A 20,161-nucleotide genomic window follows, 5' to 3' on the forward strand; every position below is an offset into this window, starting at 1 on the left:
AATGGTGCAAAAATGTTCAAAAAAGCATTATTTTGTAAAATGAAACCAATTAAAATGGAACAGTCCAAAAAACTCTTAATTATAGGCTTTGTGTGGCCGGAACCAAACTCGTCTGCGGCGGGAAGTCGAATGATGCAGTTAATTTCTATTTTTCAAGAAAATAACTTCGAGATAACCTTTGCAAGCCCTGCAATGGATAGTGATTTTATGGTTGATTTAAGTGAATTTGGAGTCACAAAAAAAACGATAGAATTAAACAGCAGTACTTTTGATGTTTTTATAAAAGAACTGAATCCGGCAGTAGTTCTGTTTGATCGTTTTATGATTGAAGAACAGTTTGGATGGCGTGTTTCAGAAAATTGTCCGGATGCAATTCGTCTTTTAGACACAGAAGATTTGCATTGTTTAAGAACGGCAAGACAAAAAGCATTCAAAGAAAACAGAACTTTTCAATTCACAGATTTACTTTCTGAAGAAGTAGCAAAACGAGAAATTGCAAGCATTTTAAGATGCGATCTGAGTTATATTATTTCTGAATTTGAAATGGAAATTTTAAAAAATGTTTTTAAAATAGATTCTAGCGTATTGCAATATCTTCCTTTTTTGGTTGATGAAATGAATGAAAAAGAACTTGAAAAATTACCTTCTTTTAAGGAAAGAAACAACTTTGTTTTTATTGGAAATTTTCTTCACGAGCCCAATTGGAATACCGTTCAATATTTAAATGAAGAGATCTGGCCGATCATTAATACACAATTTCCAGAAGCAGTTTTAGAAGTTTATGGCGCTTATCCGTCTCAAAAAGCGTTGCAGCTTCATAATGATAAAAAAGGTTTTTTGATTAAAGGAAGGGCAGAAAACGCCGGCGAAGTGGTGCAAAAAGCAAGAGTTATTCTGGCTCCGATTCGTTTTGGGGCAGGTCTAAAAGGAAAGCTTTTAGAAGCAATGCAATGCGGAACGCCAAGTATGACGACAACAATTGGTTCAGAAGCAATGCATGCAAATCTGCCGTGGAATGGTTTTGTAGAAAATAATCCGCAGGAATTTGCTAAAAAAGCAATAGAACTTTATCAGAATGAAAATATTTGGAAGGAATCTCAGAAAAGCGGCATTGCGATTATAAATCAATGTTATAAAAAAAATAAATACGCGTCCGAATTAATAGCAGTAATAAATAATCTGCTGCAAAATTCAGAAACGCATCGTCTCCATAATTTTATGGGAAGTCTGCTCCAGCATCATACTTTAAAAAGTACAAAATACATGTCAAAATGGATAGAAGCTAAGAATAAAAATTAAGCTTCCATTTTCCCAAAACCTACCGTTTCACGATAAATTTGTGGCGAAACATCGGCATTCGTTTTAAAGAAACGGCTGAAATAATGTTCATCATCATAACCTAATTCGTAGGCGATTTCTTTTACCGTTTTGTTAGTAAGGTATAATTCTCTTTTCGCTTCAATGATTATTCTTTCCGAAATTAAATCGGTTAAAGTTTTATTGAAGTAGTTTTTAGACAATTTAGCCAATGCTTTAGCCGAAATATTTAGCATATCAGCGTAATGACCTGCCGAATGTTTGGTTTTAAAATTGAGTTCAATCGCATCTTTAAGATTTTGAAGAATAAAAGGTTCTTTAGTATCTGGAACAGCTTTCATTTCTTCCAGTTGTTCTGTTTTTAATCTTGAAGCGGTAATTAGGAAAATCTTCAAATAAGAAATTAATAATTCATATTGTGCTAATTCTGCATTTTGGATTTCAGCTTTCATTTGGTCAATAACCATATTAAAAGTCAGAATTGCTTGCTCTGTAACCTTTACATAAGGAGGCTGATAAATATTATTGAACAAAACTCCATTGCAGGAAACCTCTTTTTGATGCATATGAATACAATAAAAATCAGGATGAAAATGAATAGCGATTCCTTCAATTTCTTCATTTACGCAAAGCATAAATGGTTGATATGGAGAAAAGGCGAGAAGTGAATTTTCTTCAAATTGATGTTCTGCAAAATCGGCTTTTACTTTGCCTTTTCCTTTCGTTACCCAAATCAAAGAATAATAATTGTTTCGCTGTAAATGATCAAAGTAACTATTGTCTTCAAATGAAAGAATTTTGAAAGCCAAATTACCATTCTGAGGATTTATTAAAGTAGAAACATTCTGCGAGCTCATGATTTATTTCATTTTTGAAAATATAAAGATAGCTCTCAAATAAATTCGGAGCTATCTTTATACATTGTTTTTTGTTATTGTGAAAGTGCTGTTTAATTATACTGCAGGAAAGTCAATTTCAGTATTAGCTAAATTGTTGAAGTAGTTTGTCAATACGTTCAGAGCTGTATGTGCAACAGTTTCAGCAATTTCTGCGTCAGAAACTCCGGCATTTTTAGCTTTATTTACATCTTCATCATTTACTAAACCATTTTTGCTGATCAAAGTTTTCGCCAATTGTAAAATAGCTTCTGTTTTAGCATCTGTAGAATTTCCAGTTCGTGCTGCGTGTAAAACTGCTGGATCTGCTTTTACTAATTTCTCTCCGATAAAAGTGTGAGCTGCTAAACAGTAATCACAAGAATTGCTTTCTGAAACTGCTAAGGCAATTAATTCACCTGTTTTTGCACTTAATTTTCCGTGGCTCAAAGCACCGCTTAAGTTTAAATATCCTTCCAAAACCGCTGGAGAATTCCCCATTGTTCTCATCATGTTCGGAACAACACCTAATTTTGCTTGAACTGCGTTGAATAAATCTTTAGTTTTTCCTGTTACTTCTTCTGGGTTTAATGCTGTTAATCGTGTCATTTTATTTAATTTTTAAAGTTGTTATTTGTTGTTGTCTTTTGACATTACAAAGTTGCGACGATTACAGATTTTAGAACATGGAGGATTTACGCTATGTGATGGACAATTTTCCCTGATTGTTTTTTGGAGTAAAAAGTATGATTTTATTCAGGAGCTAATCCAGCTTTCCGTTTCAAGTCCTCGCTCAAAAGCCTGATTTTTCTAAGCCATAAAACGAGCTTCCGTTGGTCGCTGTTTTCTGGCAAGAAAAATTCAGGCTTTTGAGCTCCGGGCTTTCCACTTCAATCTGGGCTAGTGTAGGTTTCATAAGATGTTTTTTAGGGATAAAAATTCCGGAGGAATGAAATATTTATAGATTAATTGTTTAGCACATTTTAAAAAAGCTCCAGCGGAGCGACATATTTATAATCTCAACAACTTGATGTACCGCTTCGCTGGAGCTTTTTAAAAATGAAATTAATTATTTCTATAAATATTTCGTCCCGCTGGGACTTATTGAGAATAAAAAAGAGGTTGCCTTTAATGTGACAACCTCTTTGTAAAATTATGTTTTAAGAAAAATTATTTCAAAACCCCTTCAACAGCCTGAATAGTCGTTGCGTGATAACCCGATTTTGCTTTATCAAAAATCTGTTTTGCCCAAACTTTTCCTTCTGGGGTTTTTACCATTTCCTTATAAAGCATCATTACAGATCCTGTTCTGCTGATTCCGATTAAGAATTGTTCAATTGCTGGATTAGCAGCTTTGTATTGATGGCGAATTGCCTGCACAAACCATTGACGTTTAATGATAAAATTGCCGCCTTTTGTAAAGTTGAATTCTTTGTCAATGGTATCCATTTCCGCAACGGTAATATCAGCTGGAAGATGATCGATAAAATGCTGTTTTTCGGCAGTTGTTGTAATTTTTTTACTTAATCCTGCAACGCCAGTTTCTCTCCAGCTTTTTTGGATCGCATCGATCGCATCGAAATCGGCAGCGCTTACTGGAAGAATATTTGACGGAATTCCTGGTTTGTAAATCCAGTCTTCTAATTTGATTTTGTCTGCTAAAGCTTTGTCGCCTTTAATTAAATTTTCATTTAAGTATTTAACGAAATTTTCTGTTGTAATAGATTGGAAAGCGTGAGAATCAAAATAATTTTTAATGAACGGATCAAATTTTTCTCTTCCAACAGCATTTTCAATAACTCTTAAAAACGCATATCCTTTCACATAAGGAATTTGACTAATTCCGTCATCTGGATTTCTATTCGTTAAGCTTACTTTTAGTCTTGTGTCTGGATTTGTATCTCCATATTCAGCTACGTTATCAACTAATTCTTTATTAGTAATAACATTTTGCATTTCAAATTCTTTCTTACCAAAAATAGCTTCTCCGATTCTATGTTCAACATAAGTGGTGAAACCTTCGTTTAGCCAAATATCATCCCAAGTGGCATTTGTAACTAGATTTCCACTCCAGCTATGGCCTAATTCGTGTGCTAATAAGCTTGTCAGTGAACGATCTCCTGCAATAACGCCTGGAGTCAAGAATGTTAAGTTCGGATTTTCCATTCCGCCGTAAGGGAAACTTGGAGGTAAAACCAAAACATCGTAACGTCCCCATCTGTAAGGACCGTAAAGTTTTTCTGCAGCGTCTACCATTTTTCCAAGTTCGGCAAATTCGTATGCTGATTTTTTCAGCATTGATGGTTCTGCATAAACTCCCGTTCTTTTGTCAATTGCTTGAAATTCAATATCTCCAACCGCGATTGCCATTAAATAAGAAGGAATTGCTTTGTCTTGTTTGAAAGTATAAACTCCAGTATCATTTTTCTTCTGCGGATTTACGGCGCTCATAACAGCTAATAAATCTTTAGGAACGGTAACTTTCGCATTGTAAGTAAAGCGAATTCCAGGTGAATCTTGACAAGGAATCCAGGTTCTTGACCAAACGCTTTCTCCTTGAGAGAATAAAAAAGGTTTCTTTTTGTCTGCTGTCTGTTCTGGTTTCAACCATTGTAAAGCTACTGCATCTTTTGTTGTATTGTAATAGATGTTTACTTTGGTTGTGTTAGGTTCAATGGTAATATGAATTGGTTTTCCGTGAAATTCGGTGTCTTTTCCTAACTCAAATTTCGTTTCTTTTTCGTCATCGCCTAAAGTTACTTTTGTAATCTCTAACGTGTTTTCGTCGAAAATAATTTCGTTTCCTTTGCTAATGTTATCAATAGTCCAAGATGCTTTTCCTGAAATAGTTTGCGTATCAAAATCGACTTTGATATCTAAATCAAGATGTTTTACAACGGCAAGTTCTGGTTTAGAATAACTATGTTCGTCTTTAACAACATCTGTTTTTTCTGTTTGTTCTTTTTTCTGGCAAGCGATTGCTGTCAGAAATAAAGTGACAAGAATTAGTTTCTTCATTTTATGAGGTTTTGAATTTGAGGATGAAAATTAAATAAAAAATCCCATTTTGAATAAACAAAATGGGATTTAATTATAAAATTAACAACTAATTACGCCAACATTGTAACTGGGCTTTCGATGTATTGTTTTAAAGTTTGTAAGAACTGAGCTCCAGTTGCACCGTCAATAGTTCTATGGTCACAAGCTAATGATAACATCATTGTGTTTCCAACTACGATTTGACCGTTTTTAACTACTGGTTTCTCAACAATTGCCCCTACAGAAAGAATCGCAGAGTTTGGCTGGTTGATAATTGAATTAAATTCAGTAATACCAAACATTCCAAGGTTAGAAACTGTAAATGTGCTTCCTTCCATTTCTTGTGGTCCTAATTTTTTGTTTTTAGCTCTTCCAGCAAGATCTCTTACGCTTCCGCCAATTTGAGATAAACTCATAGCGTCTGTAAATTTCAATACAGGAACTACTAATCCGTCTTCAACAGCTACAGCAACACCAATATTTACGTGGTGATTGATGATGATAGCATCTTCTTTCCACTGAGAGTTGATTTTTGGGTGTTTTTTCAATGCTAAAGCACAAGCTTTGATTACCATATCGTTGAAAGATACTTTTGTATCTGGAACGCTGTTGATAGCAGCTCTTGCTTGCATTGCTTCATCCATGCTTACTTCGATTACTAAGTTGTAGTGAGGAGCAGTGAATAATGATTCAGCAAGACGTTTAGCAATGATTTTACGCATTTGAGAGTTTTTGATCTCTTCTGTGAAAACTTCTCCAGCAGGAACAAATACTTTTGGTGCAGCAGCTTTAGTTTCTTCTGCTTTTGCAGCTGGTGCAGAAGCATTAGAAGCAGGAGCAGCTTGCGTAGATGGAGTAAAGTTTTCGATATCGCTTTTTACGATACGTCCGTTTTCTCCAGAACCTTTAACTTGAGATAATTGGATTCCTTTGTCAGAAGCAATTTTCTTAGCTAATGGAGAAGCTAAAACTCTTCCGTTTGAATTATCAGCTAAGGCTTCTGGTGCTTTTTCAGCAACAGGAGCGGTTTTAGTTTCTTCAGCAGCAGGAGCACTTGCAGTTGTTGCACCTCCAGCAGTAAAATTATCAGCAACTCCAGAAATATCAGTTCCTGCAGGTCCAATAATCGCTAATAAGCTGTCAACAGGGGCAGTGCTTCCTTCTTGAATTCCGATGTATAATAAAGTTCCAGCATTGAAAGACTCAAACTCCATAGTAGCTTTGTCTGTTTCAATTTCTGCTAAGATATCTCCCTCAGCAACGTTGTCACCTACTTTTTTCAACCAAGAAGCTACCGTTCCTTCTGTCATTGTATCACTCAAACGAGGCATAGTTACTACTATAACACCTTTTGGTAATTCAGTTGCAGCTTTTGCAGGAGCAGCAGTTTCTGTTTTTGCCTCAGCAGCAGGAGCGTCCGCTTTCGGAGCTTCAGCAGCAGGAGCATCACCACCAGCAAGAAGAGCAGAAATATCTTCTCCTTCTTTACCAATGATGGCTAATAATGAATCAACAGGAGCAGTTTCTCCTTCTTGAATTCCGATATGTAAAAGAGTTCCTTCGTTAAAAGACTCGAACTCCATTGTTGCTTTGTCTGTTTCAATTTCTGCTAAGATATCTCCTTCGCTTACTTTATCGCCTACTTTTTTTAACCAAGACGCTACCGTTCCTTCCGTCATAGTATCGCTCAAACGAGGCATAGTTACTTTAATTGCCATAATTCTTATAATTTATGAGGTGTAAATGGATAGTCTTCTTGTGCGTATACTACATCGTATAATTGTTGTAAGTCTGGGTATGGAGATTCTTCAGCAAATTTCTGACACTCTTCTACCAAGTCTTTAACTCTTTGATCAATTACTTCGATTTCTTCTTCTGTAGCATATTTTTGATCCATAATTACATCAAGAACTTGTGTAATCGGGTCAATTTTTTTGTACTCTTCAACCTCTTCTTTAGAACGGTATAATTGTGCATCAGACATAGAGTGTCCTCTGTAACGGTACGTTTTCATTTCAAGGAAAGTTGGTCCATCTCCGCGACGAGCTCTTTCGATAGCTTCGTGCATTGCTTCAGCAACTTTTACTGGATTCATTCCGTCAACAGGTCCGCAAGGCATTTCGTAACCTAAACCTAATTTCCAGATGTCAGTGTGGTTTGCAGTTCTTTCTACAGAAGTTCCCATTGCATAACCATTGTTTTCAACGATAAATACAACTGGAAGTTTCCATAACATAGCCATGTTGAAAGCTTCGTGTAAAGAACCTTGTCTAGCAGCTCCATCACCAAAGTAAGTCATGGTAACACCGCCAGTATTAAAATATTTATCTGCAAAAGCAATACCAGCTCCTACAGGAATTTGAGCACCAACGATACCGTGACCTCCGTAAAAACCATGCTCTTTAGAGAAAATGTGCATAGAACCTCCCATACCTTTAGAAGTTCCTGTTGCTTTTCCTAAAAGCTCTGCCATTACGTTTCTAGGATCAACTCCCATACCAATTGGCTGAACGTGGTTTCTGTAAGCAGTAATCATTTTGTCTTTAGTCAAGTCCATAGCGTGAAGTGCTCCCGCTAATACAGCTTCTTGACCATTATATAGGTGTAGAAAACCTCTAACTTTTTGTTGAATGTATAATGCTGCAAGTTTGTCTTCAAACTTTCTCCAAAGCAGCATGTCTTCATACCACTTTAAATATACCTCTTTTGTAACTTCTTTCATCTGAATTCTTTCTTTTGCTAAAGTTGTTTGTGTTATCGATTATTGTGCCTGTAACGCAAAATAGTTTCCTCCCACAAATTTGCGCCCGAAAGCTCGGGATGCAAAAATAAGACATTACATTTAAGAACTAAAATTTAAACGCTACTTTTTGCTTTTTTTACAAGAACTTTTTATCAAACATCAAAGGAAGCAGATTTTTTAGAGATGCCGATTTGTAAACTTCGCCGATTTCTCCCATAAAATAAATTTCAATAGGACTTTCCTGTTTGATTTCGTATTCTGCAATAGATTGGCGACAAGAACCACAAGGTGGAATGGGAGCTTGAGTTGGGTTGTTGTCTGAAGCTGCTGTAATGGCCATTCTTACGATTTTTGCCTCTGGATAGGCACTTCCTGCATAAAAGATCGCTGTTCGTTCTGCACAAAGTCCAGAAGGATAAGCGGCGTTTTCCTGATTAGAGCCTGTTATTATTTTTCCGTTATCTAAAAGTAAAGCCGCGCCGACTCTAAACTTTGAATATGGTGCGTATGCTTTTTTTCTAATCTCAACAGCTTGATCCATTAGATCTTGAATGTCCTTAGGAAGCTCTTTTAAATTGTCAAATATTGTAAATGATGTTGTTACGTTTATTTCTTTCATTTGGATATATGGGAAAAAAAATCCAAATTCCTAAAATGCCGGAATTTGGATTGTATGTTTTTATTTTTGTTTTCTGTATTTAATAAGTGTCGTATTTGTCTCCAAAGTTAAACGTTAAAGAGAAACGAAGTGTGTTTTCTAACGGATTTTTAACTTTAGATGCCGAGAATAAGTACGAAACGTCAATTTTCATGATGCTGTATTTAAATCCTGCTCCTAAAGAAAAGAATTGTTTTGCTCCTTTTTCAGGACTTTCATGATAATAACCTAAACGCATTGCAAAAGCATCTTGATAAGTATATTCTCCAGCGACACTATAAGTGATTTCTTTCATCTCTTCGCTGAAACCTCCTGGAGCATCTCCAAAAGATTTGAACATTCCAGAAACCCATCCGATTTTTTTGTAATCATTATAGGCAATGTTGTTTGCTTCACTTTGCGAAATATCTCCGTCGTCGTCGTAGTCGCCATCTCCATTTGAATCAAAAGGAGTTCCAGCGCCTGGAGGTGTCGGAACCATTAGTTTAGTAAGTTCGGCACTTACGGCTACTTTATTGTAGTCATCCAAAATAAAATCAAAACCAGCTCCGATTCTTAAATTTGCAGGCAGAAAGTTGGAGCTTAAATCATCATTGTCATAATGTATTTTTGGTCCCATATTCTGTAAATTGATTCCGGCTCTCCATCTTCCGTTGAAACTATTGTATGCAATTTCTTCAGATTGATAAAATGCAGCTACATCTACAGCAAAAGAACTTGCGGCTTTAGCATCTACATTTTCTGAAGCTACTTTTAAGTTAGAGTTAATAAATCTTGCTCCAACCGCCATAGAGAATTCTTCACTTAATTTTAGTGAATAACATCCGTCTAAGGCAAATTCGTTTGGAGTTACTTCTCTTACTGGTTCTGTAGGATCTCCAGTTTGTCTAAGTTCGATTCCTCCAAAACCAAAATAGCGAAAGCTTGCGGCAAAAGCACTTTTGAAATTAATCTTATTGTAATACGTTAGTTGTCCCAATGAGATATCATTGGCTAAATCTGTTAAATAAGGAGTGTAACTTATAGAAAGCCCTTGAGCTTCTTCTGCAAAAGCATATTTTGCAGGATTCCATTGTTGCGAATAAGCATCAGTAGAAGTAGCGACTCCTTGATCACCGAGACCGGCTGCTCTGGCATCTGCTGCGACTAATAAAAAAGGAACTCCAGTGGTTATTGGCTTGGATCCTTGTGCTTTGGAATTATAAAATACAAAAAAACAAATTAGTAAGAGTGATATTTTTTTCATTTATGGGACTGGTAAGTTTAGATGCAAATATATATAATATTATAGAATGACAAGCTTTTCGTACTTTTCTGCTTTTTTATTTGTTAAATTCGATTTGACAGTTAGTTTGTAAATATACACTCCTTTTCCGATTTTGTCACCAAAATCGTCTTTTCCGTCCCAAATTATTTCTCTAGATAAAAAACCTTCGGTTGTAACTGTTTGATTTTTAGTCCAAACCACTTTTCCTGTAATAGTCATAACTTGAACTTGTACGTCTAGAGGTTCGTATGGTTTGTTATGCGAAAACCAAAATTGAGTATAAGTTGAAAACGGATTAGGGTAATTAAGAACGTGTGATAATGTTAATGAATCGTCTCCGACTACTGTAAACTGAATTTCACTGGTCACAGGATTGTTGTAAACATCCCAGGCAGTGAAACTTATTGTGTGCAGTCCAGGGGACAAATTTCTAAAAGGGAAACGTAGATTTCCGTTAGTATAATCGTCCAGCTTGGTCTGATAATAATCATTTAATATGTACGGATTACTTACATCTCCGTCTAAAACAGCGATAATGTCATGCCCGATACCGCTTGCTGTATTGATTCCGTTTTCGTCTTCTAGAAAAGCCAAAAGAAAAGGAGATTCATTTGTAATTCCTCCAGAAACGAAAGTTTCGTCATTCATATATAACTTAACTTTCGGACTTATATTGTCCTGAGGTGCATTTTCGTTAATTCCTCCTATTTTTATAGTGTTATTGTAGCCGTTTTGGTTTTCTAAAGTTTGATTTTTCTTAGAAAAAAAACTAATTCTTCCGTTATCGACTGGAATTCTGATGTCTCTCGGAACAACAAAACTAAATTCAAACTGACCATTTGTTACCGATGCATTTCCTCTAAAAATAGTTTCTCCTAAAGTCTTAAACTGCATCGACGGACTGTAGCCATCATTATTCAAAGTTGACGTTGTAAGCATTTTGTCGAAAATTGCAGTAGCTAATTCTCCGTTGTAATTACTTAATATATTGTTGTTTTCATCGGTAATTTCGCCAGAGATTTTAATTTTGGACAATGATTTAAAGTCTGGAAGAGTTTGGTTGATTGGTATATCATTAACTTTAGTAAGGTTGATTCTTGGTTTTGGAATTGCCAGCATCAGCGCGGGATCTCCAATATAAAAAATAACATTGCTCGAAGAACTCGGGTTTTCATTTTTAGAAATTCTAAGTGTTTCTGCAATAGTATTGTATTGGTTTGAACCATACGATAATAAGTTTTTGCTAAGATTATCGTTGAAGTTTTCGGCATTAAACTGACCAATTGAACGTATAGTAGTCAGCATTGAAATAGCACCTCCTTTAGGATTCCAATACGTATATTCTCCAGCGGTTGGTCTCGTTGGGTCGTCAAAACGAGAAAACTCGCAGGTAATGGTAATGAATAAAGGATATTTGTACTGATTGTTTAAATTTTGGCCATCAGATTTTTCCCAAATTCTTTCACTTGCTAATCCATCTTCGCCGCCGTGTCCTAAATAATTAAAGACTAAAGCGCCTTTTTCAAAAGCATCAAAAAAGTCTGTTCTGGCTTTTGGATAGCGGGATCCTCCAGCAGAAGCTTCTTGTGTGTAAGAATCTAAAAGGATTTTATCAATATTAAAGAAAGGTTTTTCGGTTGCGATAAGATCGGCAAGACTGTTTTGACGCGATTGTAATGAAGCGTCTGAGCTTTGATCGGAATCATCGCTTATTAATACAAAATTATTTCGCCAGTTTCCGTATGACTTAACATCGTGGTATTCTAAAACTTTGTTAACCATTTCAGCTGCCTGAGCATTGTCAGAAACAAGCATTCGTCCGACAGCGATATCAATTCCTCCAAAAAAAGAAACAATATTTCCTTCATCAGCATCCATTAAACCATAAAAATCATCAGAAGCAAATGAAGATTCTCCGGTTGTGTTACTGTTTAAAGAATGATAAATAGGAACAATATTGGTATTGTTTGAAATGCGGTCTTTATAATCATAAGATGCATCTCCAAATAAATTAACGTATTTAATTCTTTTTTCTGGCGATGAAGCATTCTCATATATATAACGTATGCAATTTCGAATAGCGGCTATATCTTGTTTTCCTGAAGAAAATTCTTGATAGATGTTTTCAAGACTAATTACTTTGACGTTTAAATTGGAATAATTTCTATGAAAAGCGGCTAATTTTTCTGCTTGAGAAACTAAAGATTTTGGACTTATAATAACGTAGTCTAAATCCTGAAAGCTGTTTTGATTGTTTTTTAATAAAGTTCCTTTTAGGTTTTGATTGACAATTTTTGGCTGATTATCTTTTAAAGGAGTGTAATAATCTGATGGATCAAGTGCAATGTATTTACGAACTTCACCAAGTGCTGCTTTAAAATTTAAAGTGTTTTGATTTGTGTTTTCTATTTTGGTTACATTATATAGGTCTGTGATATCCCAAATTTGAGAAATATTAGATGCGTTTCCGATAGTATAATTGGCGATTCCAATGCTTGAAGCTGCAGCGTCGTATTGAAATTTAAATTGTTTGCCTGTTCCGAGAAGTTTTCTTTTGGCTATAACATTGATGTAATCAAGATAACCTTTTGAGCCTGGAACACCATTATTATTATAGGTAAGTTTAATTTTTGTATTCTCTGTTCCTGTGAATGTGGTATTTGACGAGAGTTTTCCGTTGTAATATTTAGTTTCAGAACTGGTTTGGATGGCATTAAAATTAATTATTCCAATATTTTGTCCATTTGCAGCAATGTTGAATGAGGTAGGAGTGTAGGCAGCAGCTGCAGCGTTTATTTCTATTTTAACTGGAACAGTGGTTTCGATGTTTGCAAAATTAAAAGAGAATTCTTGTTCTTGATTAATATCAAAAGATTCTCCAAGCCATTGTCTTCCTAAATGGGCAATATTCGTTTGGTCAATTTCGTGATATTGATAGTCATCAAACGTGTTGAGTTCAATTGTTGTATTTCCTGTGGGTTGATTCAGGTTAGAAATTCGTTTTCCGTCACTGCCAGAAGCGGTAATATAATAGTAGGATTTTGTGTCGTAAAGATTGATGTTGGTTTGGCTTTCTGAGTTCCAATTTTCAATTCCTTCGGCATAAAAAAGAATATAATCTTCATTGTTAAATGTTCCGTCGCTTTCGCCTGTAATTTGAATAGCGTTTTCAGTTAAATCGTCAGGATAGTAGCTGTTATTGGCTAGTGGAAGCATTCTGCCACCATTTCCGTAGATTTTTATTCTTCGAGGATCAACTTTAGAAGGGTCAAAACCAAGACTTTGTAAAAATGATCTAGAAAGTCTGTAAATCCCTGATTTTTCTACATAAAAGCGATACCAATCACCGGATGCAAGAACCGAATTGGATATTACGGCGGTTTTTTGAAAACTTGTTGAATTGCTGCTTCTTGCTGTTGAGTTATTTAAGGTATAGTTAAAAGATTTAATCCTTTTATAGCTGTTTCCTTCTTTAATAATAGGAGAAAGCAGTAGAAAAAGTTGCTGCTGGCCACGTGATGAAGCCGATTTTAACGTTTCATTTGGTTTTTCAGGAATGTTTTTTTGTGATAAATCTCCAAGGTCTGCTGTCGATATTGATTCATAAATTATGTTAGAAATTTGCACCGAACTCCCCCCAGCGGCGGCGGTTTCACCTAAGTTAAGCATTAGTGATATGCTTTTTTTTGTAAAATCGAATCGAAAAGCATTTCCGGAAAAGTACGGAATGATCGTTTTGTACTCGCCGAAACTCATCTCTTTTTTGTCTTTCCAATCTATTGTAAAGCTCCCATTTATCTGGGAAAATGAGATAATTGGAAGTAAAAAAAGATATAGAAATAGGGCTTGTTTCATAGGTCCAAAAAAACGGGTTTAATTTAAAAATAATTTAGAAAGTAAAAATATAGTATTTCATGTTATAGTAATAATAAAAAGTATATTTTTGCGTTCGTAACTATAGGTTATTTTCTGGTAAAAAAACAGTGAAATAAAATTATGAGAACAGATGTTGCTAATTAAATGTTAATTATTATATTGCAGCACCTAAATTTATCACCTAAGAATGAGTATGAAAGTAAACAAAATTGTAGTCTTGCAATTAATGATGTCAATGGTATTGATGTTGGGCACGGCTAGTTGTAGCAAAAAATCGAGTTCGAGCCATGCTTCGAGAGCAACTGGTTGGGATGTAGATAGTCAGAATGGAACTGCTGCTAGAAATGCAGGTAAAAAACAACAGGCAGGACCTGGTTTGGTTTTTGTTGAAGGAGGTACGTTTACAATGGGTAAAGTACAGGATGATGTTATGCACGATTGGAATAACACACCAACTCAACAACACGTTCAATCATTCTACATGGATGAAACCGAAGTTACAAATGGTATGTACTTAGAATACCTAGAGTGGTTAAAGAAAGTTTTCCCGCCGACAGAAGAAAATTACAAAAACATTTACGAAGGAGCATCACCTGATACTCTTGTATGGAGAAATCGTTTAGGTTACAATGAAACGATGACTAATAACTATTTAAGACACCCTTCTTATGCTAACTACCCAGTAGTTGGTGTTAACTGGATTCAAGCAGTTGAATTTAGTAAATGGAGAACAGACCGTGTAAATGAAGCTGTTTTAGAGAAAAGCGGTTATCTTAAAAAAGGAGCTAAAACTAATGATGTAAGTGCTGAAAGTTTATTCAATACTGAAGCTTACCTTGCATCTCCATCTACTACATACGGTGGAAACGAAGAATTAGTATTAAAGAAAAATCCTAACGGAAGAAAACCAAGAGCTGGTAAAGATGGTGTAGTTCCAGAAGCTAAAAACGTGTATGCACAACGTTCTTCAGGAGTTATTTTGCCAGAATACAGACTTCCTACTGAAGCAGAATGGGAGTATGCAGCAGCAGCTGATGTTGGACAAAGAGAATATAATATCTACAAAGGACAAAAGAAATATCCTTGGTCTGGAGATTACACACGTTCTAACAAACGTAAAAACAGAGGTGATCAATTGGCTAACTTTAAACAAGGAAACGGTGATTACGGTGGAATTGCAGGTTGGTCTGATGACGGAGCTGATATTACAAATGCAGTAAAAAGTTATGCTCCAAATGATTTCGGTTTATATGATATGGCCGGAAACGTTGCAGAATGGGTAGCTGACGTTTACAGACCTATTATCGATAATGAAGCAAATGATTTCAACTACTTTAGAGGTAATCAATACGCTAAAAACAAAATTGGTAAAGATGGTAAACTTGAAATCGTTTCGACTTCTAACATTAAATATGATACTTTAAGCAACGGTAAAGTTGTAGCAAGAAACCTTCCAGGAGAAATTGCTCAAGTTCCAGTTGATGAGCAAGAAACTTATTTAAGACAAAATTTCAGTACAAGCGACAATATCAACTACAGAGATGGTGATAAACAATCTTCTAGATATTTTGACTTTGGAGATTCTGAGTCAGGACCAAAAGCTGATCAAGCAATGTACAACTCTCCTAAACATAATGTAACAGTTGACAGTTTAGGAAAAATGATTAGAAAGTATGACAGCTCTAGTAAACGTACTACTTTGATCGATGATAAAGTAAGAGTTTACAAAGGTGGTTCTTGGAGAGATAGAGCTTACTGGTTAGATCCAGCTCAAAGAAGATATTTCCCACAAGATATGGCTACTGATTATTTAGGATTTAGATGTGCTATGTCTAGAGTAGGTGCTAAAACTGAAAGAAGAAAATCACCAAGAAACTAAGATTTAGAAAATCCATTATATAAAAAATTCCAAATTCCAACGCTGCATATTCAGTCTGGAATTTGGAATTTTTTTATTGTTTTTTTTCTACTTTTATGATCTATTAAAATAAAATTAAATGAATATTCAAGACATTCATAACTTGTTTTTAAAATGCGGATCACTTTCAATTGATACTAGAAAAATTGAAAAGGATTCGATGTTTTTTGCTATAAAAGGCGAAAATTTCGATGCGAATACTTTTGCTCAAGAGGCACTGAATTTAGGTGCTTTATATGTTGTTATAGACAATGAAGACTACTTTATTGATGATAGAACTATTTTGGTTCAAAACAGCTTAGAAACGCTTCAGGAATTGGCTAAGTTTCATCGTTCTTATTTGGGACTGCCAATTGTGGCTTTAACAGGGAGTAATGGTAAAACGACGACGAAAGAGCTTATTAATGCAGTTTTGTCAAAAAAGTTTAGAACCAAAGCGACAATCGGAAATTTAAACAATCATATTGGCGTACCATTGACATTGCTGTCTTTTACTAAAGAAACTGAAATTGGTATCGTCGAAATGGGAGCAAATCACCAGAAAGAGATTGAGTTTTTATGTGAAATTGCACAACCAGATTTTGGTTATATTACTAATTTCGGAAAAGCACACTTAGAAGGTTTTGGAGGTGTAGAAGGTGTAATTAAGGGCAAAAGCGAAATGTATCAATATTTGAGATCAAAAGATAAAACAGCTTTTGTAAATCTGGAAGATCCGATACAAATCGAAAAATCGGACGGAATAAAAACATTCACTTTCGGTGTAAAGCGTGATAATGCTGATTTGGATATTAATGCTATTCAAGCAAATCCTTTTGTAGAAATCGACTTTAAAGACTTCTCTGTAAAATCGCATTTGATTGGTCTTTATAATGCTAATAATATAAATGCAGCGACAGCGATTGGTCGTTATTTTGAAGTTAAAGATCAAGACATAAAAGAAGCATTAGAAAACTATATTCCGGCAAATAACAGATCACAGTTGATCACTAAAGGATCTAATGAAATTATTTTAGATGCATACAATGCAAATCCGAGTAGTATGGCGGTTGCTATCGCTAATTTTGTACAGCTGGATAAAGAAAACAAAATTATGATTTTGGGAGATATGTTCGAATTAGGAGACGAAAGTGCCGAAGAACATAAAATTATAGTTGATTCGGTTTTGAATGAAAATAATGTTCAAACTTATTTTATCGGAAAAGCATTTTATCAAAATAAAATTTCAAATGACCGTATTCTATTTTTTGAAACCTTTGATTCATTTAAAGATTTCCTTCAGACTATAAAATTCGAAAACAATACTATTTTAATTAAAGGTTCCAGAGGCATGGCTTTAGAACGAACCTTAGAATTTATTTAAAACAATAAAAAGCCATTCGCTCTAACGAATGGCTTTCTATTTATACGCTCATTAAAAAACCGATCAGGTTTTCTTTTTTGTTGAGTCCTAATTTTTTCCGTAATCGATAACGAGCCAATTCAACTCCTCCTGTAGAAATATTCATAATTTCGGCGATTTCTTTGGTTGACATATTCATCAACAAATAAGTAGACAAATCAAGTTCTCGCGGTGAAATTGTTGGGTATTTTTCTTTTAAACGCTTTAGAAATTCAAAGTGAACATTCTTGATATGTTTTTCCAAATCTTTCCAGCTTTTATCGGTATTTACTTCTTTTACAATGCTTTTATTTAGTTTACTGACTTGAAATTTGGTAGAATCATCCAAAGCTTCAACGTCAATTTCTTTTAATTTGTGTATAATTCCGTTTAGGACCTTATTTTTCTTTACAACCTGAAGTGAATTGTTTACTAATTCTTTGTCTTTTGCTAAGATTTTAATTTGAAGTTTGTCGTTTTTAAGCTTTTCAATTTCTTTTTCCAGGTCATATTGCTCTTGTCTGATTTTTGATTCTTTTTCAAGGTAAAGTCTTCTTTGTTCGATTGTTTCGTAATATTTATTTTTTCGAATTTTCATCTGGATTCGATTCGAAATGATATAAATGGCGATAACAATTAAAACAAAATAAAGCATAAACGCTAAAAAATGACGATACCAAGGCGGAGAAATGGTAAAAGTAACGGTGTACGGTTCTGATTGAATTCCGTAACTGTTTCGCACTTTAACATTCATTTTATAGTCACCTTCGCGTAAATTGGTGTATTCTTTTATCGAGATAGTGGACCAATTGCTCCATTTGTCATCAAAAGGTTCTAATTGGTATGAAAATTCTACATTTTCCAGATTTTCATACGTTGGAGATGAAAATGTAAAACGTACGTGATTTGAGCTGTATGGAATACGAATATTGCCGCTCTTTTTTTGATTGTTTCCTAAAGTAATTGTGTCTTTTGGAAAAGAAAAAGTTCTAATGAAAGCTTTAGGTTTGGTTACAAAGTTTTTAAGGATTTCAGAATCGTAATGCGCAAGTCCGTCTGTTAAACCAATAAAAATGTTTTTTGAGTCTATTGTGTTTACAGAAAGATAATTGCTTACCAGATTTCCGGTTAAGTTCGAGAAAGGAGCGACAACATTTGTGTATTTATTGTTTTGCTTCATTAAAACGCCTAGAGATTCATTAAATGCATACCATAAATTGGATTGAGAATCTTCTTGTAAAGCATTAATTGTCGGAATGTTTTTGAATAATGAACTAAGTGCTTTGTCTTCATAAAATAAATCTTGTTCTTCTGAATATTTGTAAAAATGATTGTGAGTTTGAAAATAAATTTTTCCATCTATTTTTTGAAGACTTCCAATGTTATTGTATGTATTTGTCAGTCGATCTATTTTTTTAATTGACGAAAACCTTTTTAGATCTTCACTGAGCGTCATTCGATAGATCGATTCGTCTTTTTTAAGCCATAAATACAAGTTGTCAAGCTCAAAGCTGTTAGAAGATTTGTCGAAGCCCGCCACTTGATTTTTAAAAGTCAAGCCGCTTGATGTTTTTTCGAAAATAGCAAAGCCATCGTAGTTGGAGCCTATAAAAAATCCAGGATGATTAGGGATTTGCTTAAATCCAAAATAACCTTTGGTTTCTATGATTTTGGTTACTTTTCCGCCATTAATAACAAGAGCTCCTCTGTTATTGGCACAGATTAATTCATTGTCAATTACTTGAACATTCCAAGACTGGGCTGTAGTTCCTTCAACGAGTTTAAAAACATCTTCTTTAAAACTATTGTTCCAAGCGTGGTAAAAAACACCCTGATTGGTTGCTACATACAGATTTCCACCATAAACAACCGATGCATATACGGTGCTGATATCATAACTAAATCCAAAATAAGTAAAAGGCGAACTTTCATTAACAAACGCGATTCCGTTATCCAGACCAAGCCATAAATTGTTTTTGTTATCAATAAAAGATGTTAGTACGGTATTGTTCTGTAATCCTTTTTTTCGATTAATATGCTGAATTATTTTTCCGTTAAAATCGCAGATAATAATTCCGTCCAAAACAGAATTCAGCACTATAAATTTATTATTGATTATAGTGCCTCCCAGCGAATTGTTTTTACGTAAAAAATTGTTCGCTTCGGTATTCCAAGGTTTAACAGTATTGTTTTCGTAAACAAATAAACCTTTTTCAAGAGTAATAATAAGGGTTTTGTTAGGTGCTAGAGCATACATTCCCCAGACTTCTGTATTATTTAAAGTTGTAGTGTTAGGAAGCGCGTATAGTTTTCCGTTTTTATATTCGAGAATGCCCTTTTCAATATCTTGCAAATAGAGCTTTTGATTAACAACGAAAGAGAATTGAAATCGTTTAGGTGCTTTTATAATCGATAATTTCCCATTTTTATAAATATAGGTTCTAGCAAAAGACTGAAAAATGATTTCATTATTGAGTGAATGTATTTTCCAGATAAAGTCAATGATTTTGATTTTGTTTTTATCAACCAGCTTTGCTAATGAGGTATAAGTTAGTTTTCCTTTATTATCTGGTTGAAAATAGCCAAACTCATTGTACCCGCCTACATAAATTTTTCCTGAATCATCAATTTTTAAACATCTTACCGATGTTCTGTTTGGAAGTGCATATTTGCGCCAAGAAGAACCGTCAAACTGTAATAAACCATTATTGTTTGCAAAATAAAGATTCCCGTTGTTATCCTGCCCAATATTCCAGTTTTGAGTACCTCCTTTATAATCATTTCGTCTGTAATTTCTGATATCAGGAAGTCCGATGTCTTTTACCTGTCCAAAAAATGTAATTGTGAATAATGTAAAAAAAGTAATATAAAAATATGATTTTGTCAATTTCATAAAATTAATAGGTTAATTTATTTTTTGTGGTCTAATTTGTTTGTTTTTAAGGTTTTAAGCTCGTAAATTCATTACTACCACGTTGTAGTTTGGTCTTTTTTTTATAAAAATAAGCATAATAAAAGAAGTGTAGTGTTTATTTTTACAATTAACATTTCGATAACATCGTTAAATTTTTTTATAAATAATTAAAA

At 34.4% G+C, this 20,161-nt stretch carries 13 protein-coding genes; 3 read left to right on the plus strand and 10 right to left on the minus strand.

All coding sequences use genetic code 11. The annotated features are described in order from the left end of the window. Positions 1–54 precede the first annotated feature (54 nt). Positions 55–1,299, plus strand: a complete 1,245-nt coding sequence (locus tag ACFSC2_RS13525) for a glycosyltransferase (protein WP_379815448.1) — start codon at positions 55–57, stop codon at positions 1,297–1,299. Here the strand turns inward: ACFSC2_RS13525 and ACFSC2_RS13530 are convergent. From ACFSC2_RS13530 to porU, 9 genes are all read right to left on the minus strand, one after another. Continuing rightward, positions 1,296–2,174 carry a helix-turn-helix domain-containing protein gene (locus ACFSC2_RS13530; RefSeq protein WP_379814902.1) on the minus strand — a complete coding sequence of 293 codons (879 nt, stop codon included), beginning with the start codon at positions 2,172–2,174 and terminating at the stop codon, positions 1,296–1,298. The two genes, ACFSC2_RS13525 and ACFSC2_RS13530, sit on opposite strands and share 4 nt — an antisense overlap. Positions 2,175–2,270: 96 nt before the next feature. Then, positions 2,271–2,801, minus strand: a complete 531-nt coding sequence (locus tag ACFSC2_RS13535; protein ID WP_379699924.1) for a carboxymuconolactone decarboxylase family protein — start codon at positions 2,799–2,801, stop codon at positions 2,271–2,273. 184 nt (positions 2,802–2,985) lie between these two features. Then, the gene (locus ACFSC2_RS13540; protein WP_379814901.1) at positions 2,986–3,108 is read right to left on the minus strand and encodes a hypothetical protein; all 123 of its coding nucleotides are present in this window, start codon (positions 3,106–3,108) and stop codon (positions 2,986–2,988) included. A 254-nt stretch (positions 3,109–3,362) separates the two neighbouring features. After that, positions 3,363–5,210, minus strand: a complete 1,848-nt coding sequence (locus tag ACFSC2_RS13545; protein ID WP_379814900.1) for a hydrolase/aminopeptidase — start codon at positions 5,208–5,210, stop codon at positions 3,363–3,365. A 92-nt stretch (positions 5,211–5,302) separates the two neighbouring features. Continuing rightward, positions 5,303–6,949 (minus strand): pyruvate dehydrogenase complex dihydrolipoamide acetyltransferase, encoded by a 1,647-nt coding sequence (locus ACFSC2_RS13550; protein WP_379814899.1) that lies wholly within the window; start codon positions 6,947–6,949, stop codon positions 5,303–5,305. 5 nt (positions 6,950–6,954) lie between these two features. Next, entirely contained in the window at positions 6,955–7,953 is a 999-nt protein-coding gene (gene pdhA / locus ACFSC2_RS13555) for a pyruvate dehydrogenase (acetyl-transferring) E1 component subunit alpha (RefSeq protein ID WP_379814897.1), read from the minus strand. Positions 7,954–8,110: 157 nt separating this feature from the next. Further along, positions 8,111–8,593, minus strand: coding sequence for a cytidine deaminase (cdd, locus tag ACFSC2_RS13560; RefSeq protein ID WP_379814896.1), 483 nt, complete (start codon positions 8,591–8,593; stop codon positions 8,111–8,113). Between the two features lie 79 nt (positions 8,594–8,672). Continuing rightward, positions 8,673–9,878 carry a type IX secretion system outer membrane channel protein PorV gene (porV, locus tag ACFSC2_RS13565; protein ID WP_379814895.1) on the minus strand — a complete coding sequence of 402 codons (1,206 nt, stop codon included), beginning with the start codon at positions 9,876–9,878 and terminating at the stop codon, positions 8,673–8,675. 39 nt (positions 9,879–9,917) lie between these two features. Further along, positions 9,918–13,754 carry a type IX secretion system sortase PorU gene (gene porU / locus ACFSC2_RS13570; protein ID WP_379814893.1) on the minus strand — a complete coding sequence of 1,279 codons (3,837 nt, stop codon included), beginning with the start codon at positions 13,752–13,754 and terminating at the stop codon, positions 9,918–9,920. 214 nt (positions 13,755–13,968) lie between these two features. On the opposite strand from porU, the gene gldJ reads away from it, so the two are divergent. Next, positions 13,969–15,654 carry a gliding motility lipoprotein GldJ gene (gene gldJ / locus ACFSC2_RS13575; RefSeq protein WP_379814891.1) on the plus strand — a complete coding sequence of 562 codons (1,686 nt, stop codon included), beginning with the start codon at positions 13,969–13,971 and terminating at the stop codon, positions 15,652–15,654. A 118-nt stretch (positions 15,655–15,772) separates the two neighbouring features. Beyond that, entirely contained in the window at positions 15,773–17,056 is a 1,284-nt protein-coding gene (locus ACFSC2_RS13580) for a UDP-N-acetylmuramoyl-tripeptide--D-alanyl-D-alanine ligase (protein ID WP_379814889.1), read from the plus strand. Between the two features lie 40 nt (positions 17,057–17,096). Here ACFSC2_RS13580 and ACFSC2_RS13585 read toward each other — a convergent pair whose 3' ends face one another. Further along, on the minus strand, positions 17,097–19,967 hold the full coding sequence (locus tag ACFSC2_RS13585) for a helix-turn-helix and ligand-binding sensor domain-containing protein (protein ID WP_379814888.1): 2,871 nt from the start codon (positions 19,965–19,967) through the stop codon (positions 17,097–17,099). Positions 19,968–20,161 lie beyond the last annotated feature (194 nt).

The organism is Flavobacterium artemisiae, assembly GCF_042678225.1.
Taxonomy (GTDB): Bacteria; Bacteroidota; Bacteroidia; order Flavobacteriales; family Flavobacteriaceae; genus Flavobacterium; species Flavobacterium artemisiae.

Bases quoted from the DNA above. Each gene is read 5' to 3' on its own strand.
- ACFSC2_RS13540 (WP_379814901.1), bottom strand. From the start codon at position 3,108: ATGAAACCTACACTAGCCCAGATTGAAGTGGAAAGCCCGGAGCTCAAA.
- ACFSC2_RS13545 (WP_379814900.1), bottom strand. From the start codon at position 5,210: ATGAAGAAACTAATTCTTGTCACTTTATTTCTGACAGCAATCGCTTGC.
- ACFSC2_RS13525 (WP_379815448.1), top strand. From the start codon at position 55: ATGGAACAGTCCAAAAAACTCTTAATTATAGGCTTTGTGTGGCCGGAA.
- ACFSC2_RS13550 (WP_379814899.1), bottom strand. From the start codon at position 6,949: ATGGCAATTAAAGTAACTATGCCTCGTTTGAGCGATACTATGACGGAA.
- gldJ (WP_379814891.1), top strand. From the start codon at position 13,969: ATGAAAGTAAACAAAATTGTAGTCTTGCAATTAATGATGTCAATGGTA.
- pdhA (WP_379814897.1), bottom strand. From the start codon at position 7,953: ATGAAAGAAGTTACAAAAGAGGTATATTTAAAGTGGTATGAAGACATG.
- porV (WP_379814895.1), bottom strand. From the start codon at position 9,878: ATGAAAAAAATATCACTCTTACTAATTTGTTTTTTTGTATTTTATAAT.
- ACFSC2_RS13530 (WP_379814902.1), bottom strand. From the start codon at position 2,174: ATGAGCTCGCAGAATGTTTCTACTTTAATAAATCCTCAGAATGGTAAT.
- ACFSC2_RS13535 (WP_379699924.1), bottom strand. From the start codon at position 2,801: ATGACACGATTAACAGCATTAAACCCAGAAGAAGTAACAGGAAAAACT.
- ACFSC2_RS13580 (WP_379814889.1), top strand. From the start codon at position 15,773: ATGAATATTCAAGACATTCATAACTTGTTTTTAAAATGCGGATCACTT.
- ACFSC2_RS13585 (WP_379814888.1), bottom strand. From the start codon at position 19,967: ATGAAATTGACAAAATCATATTTTTATATTACTTTTTTTACATTATTC.
- cdd (WP_379814896.1), bottom strand. From the start codon at position 8,593: ATGAAAGAAATAAACGTAACAACATCATTTACAATATTTGACAATTTA.
- porU (WP_379814893.1), bottom strand. From the start codon at position 13,754: ATGAAACAAGCCCTATTTCTATATCTTTTTTTACTTCCAATTATCTCA.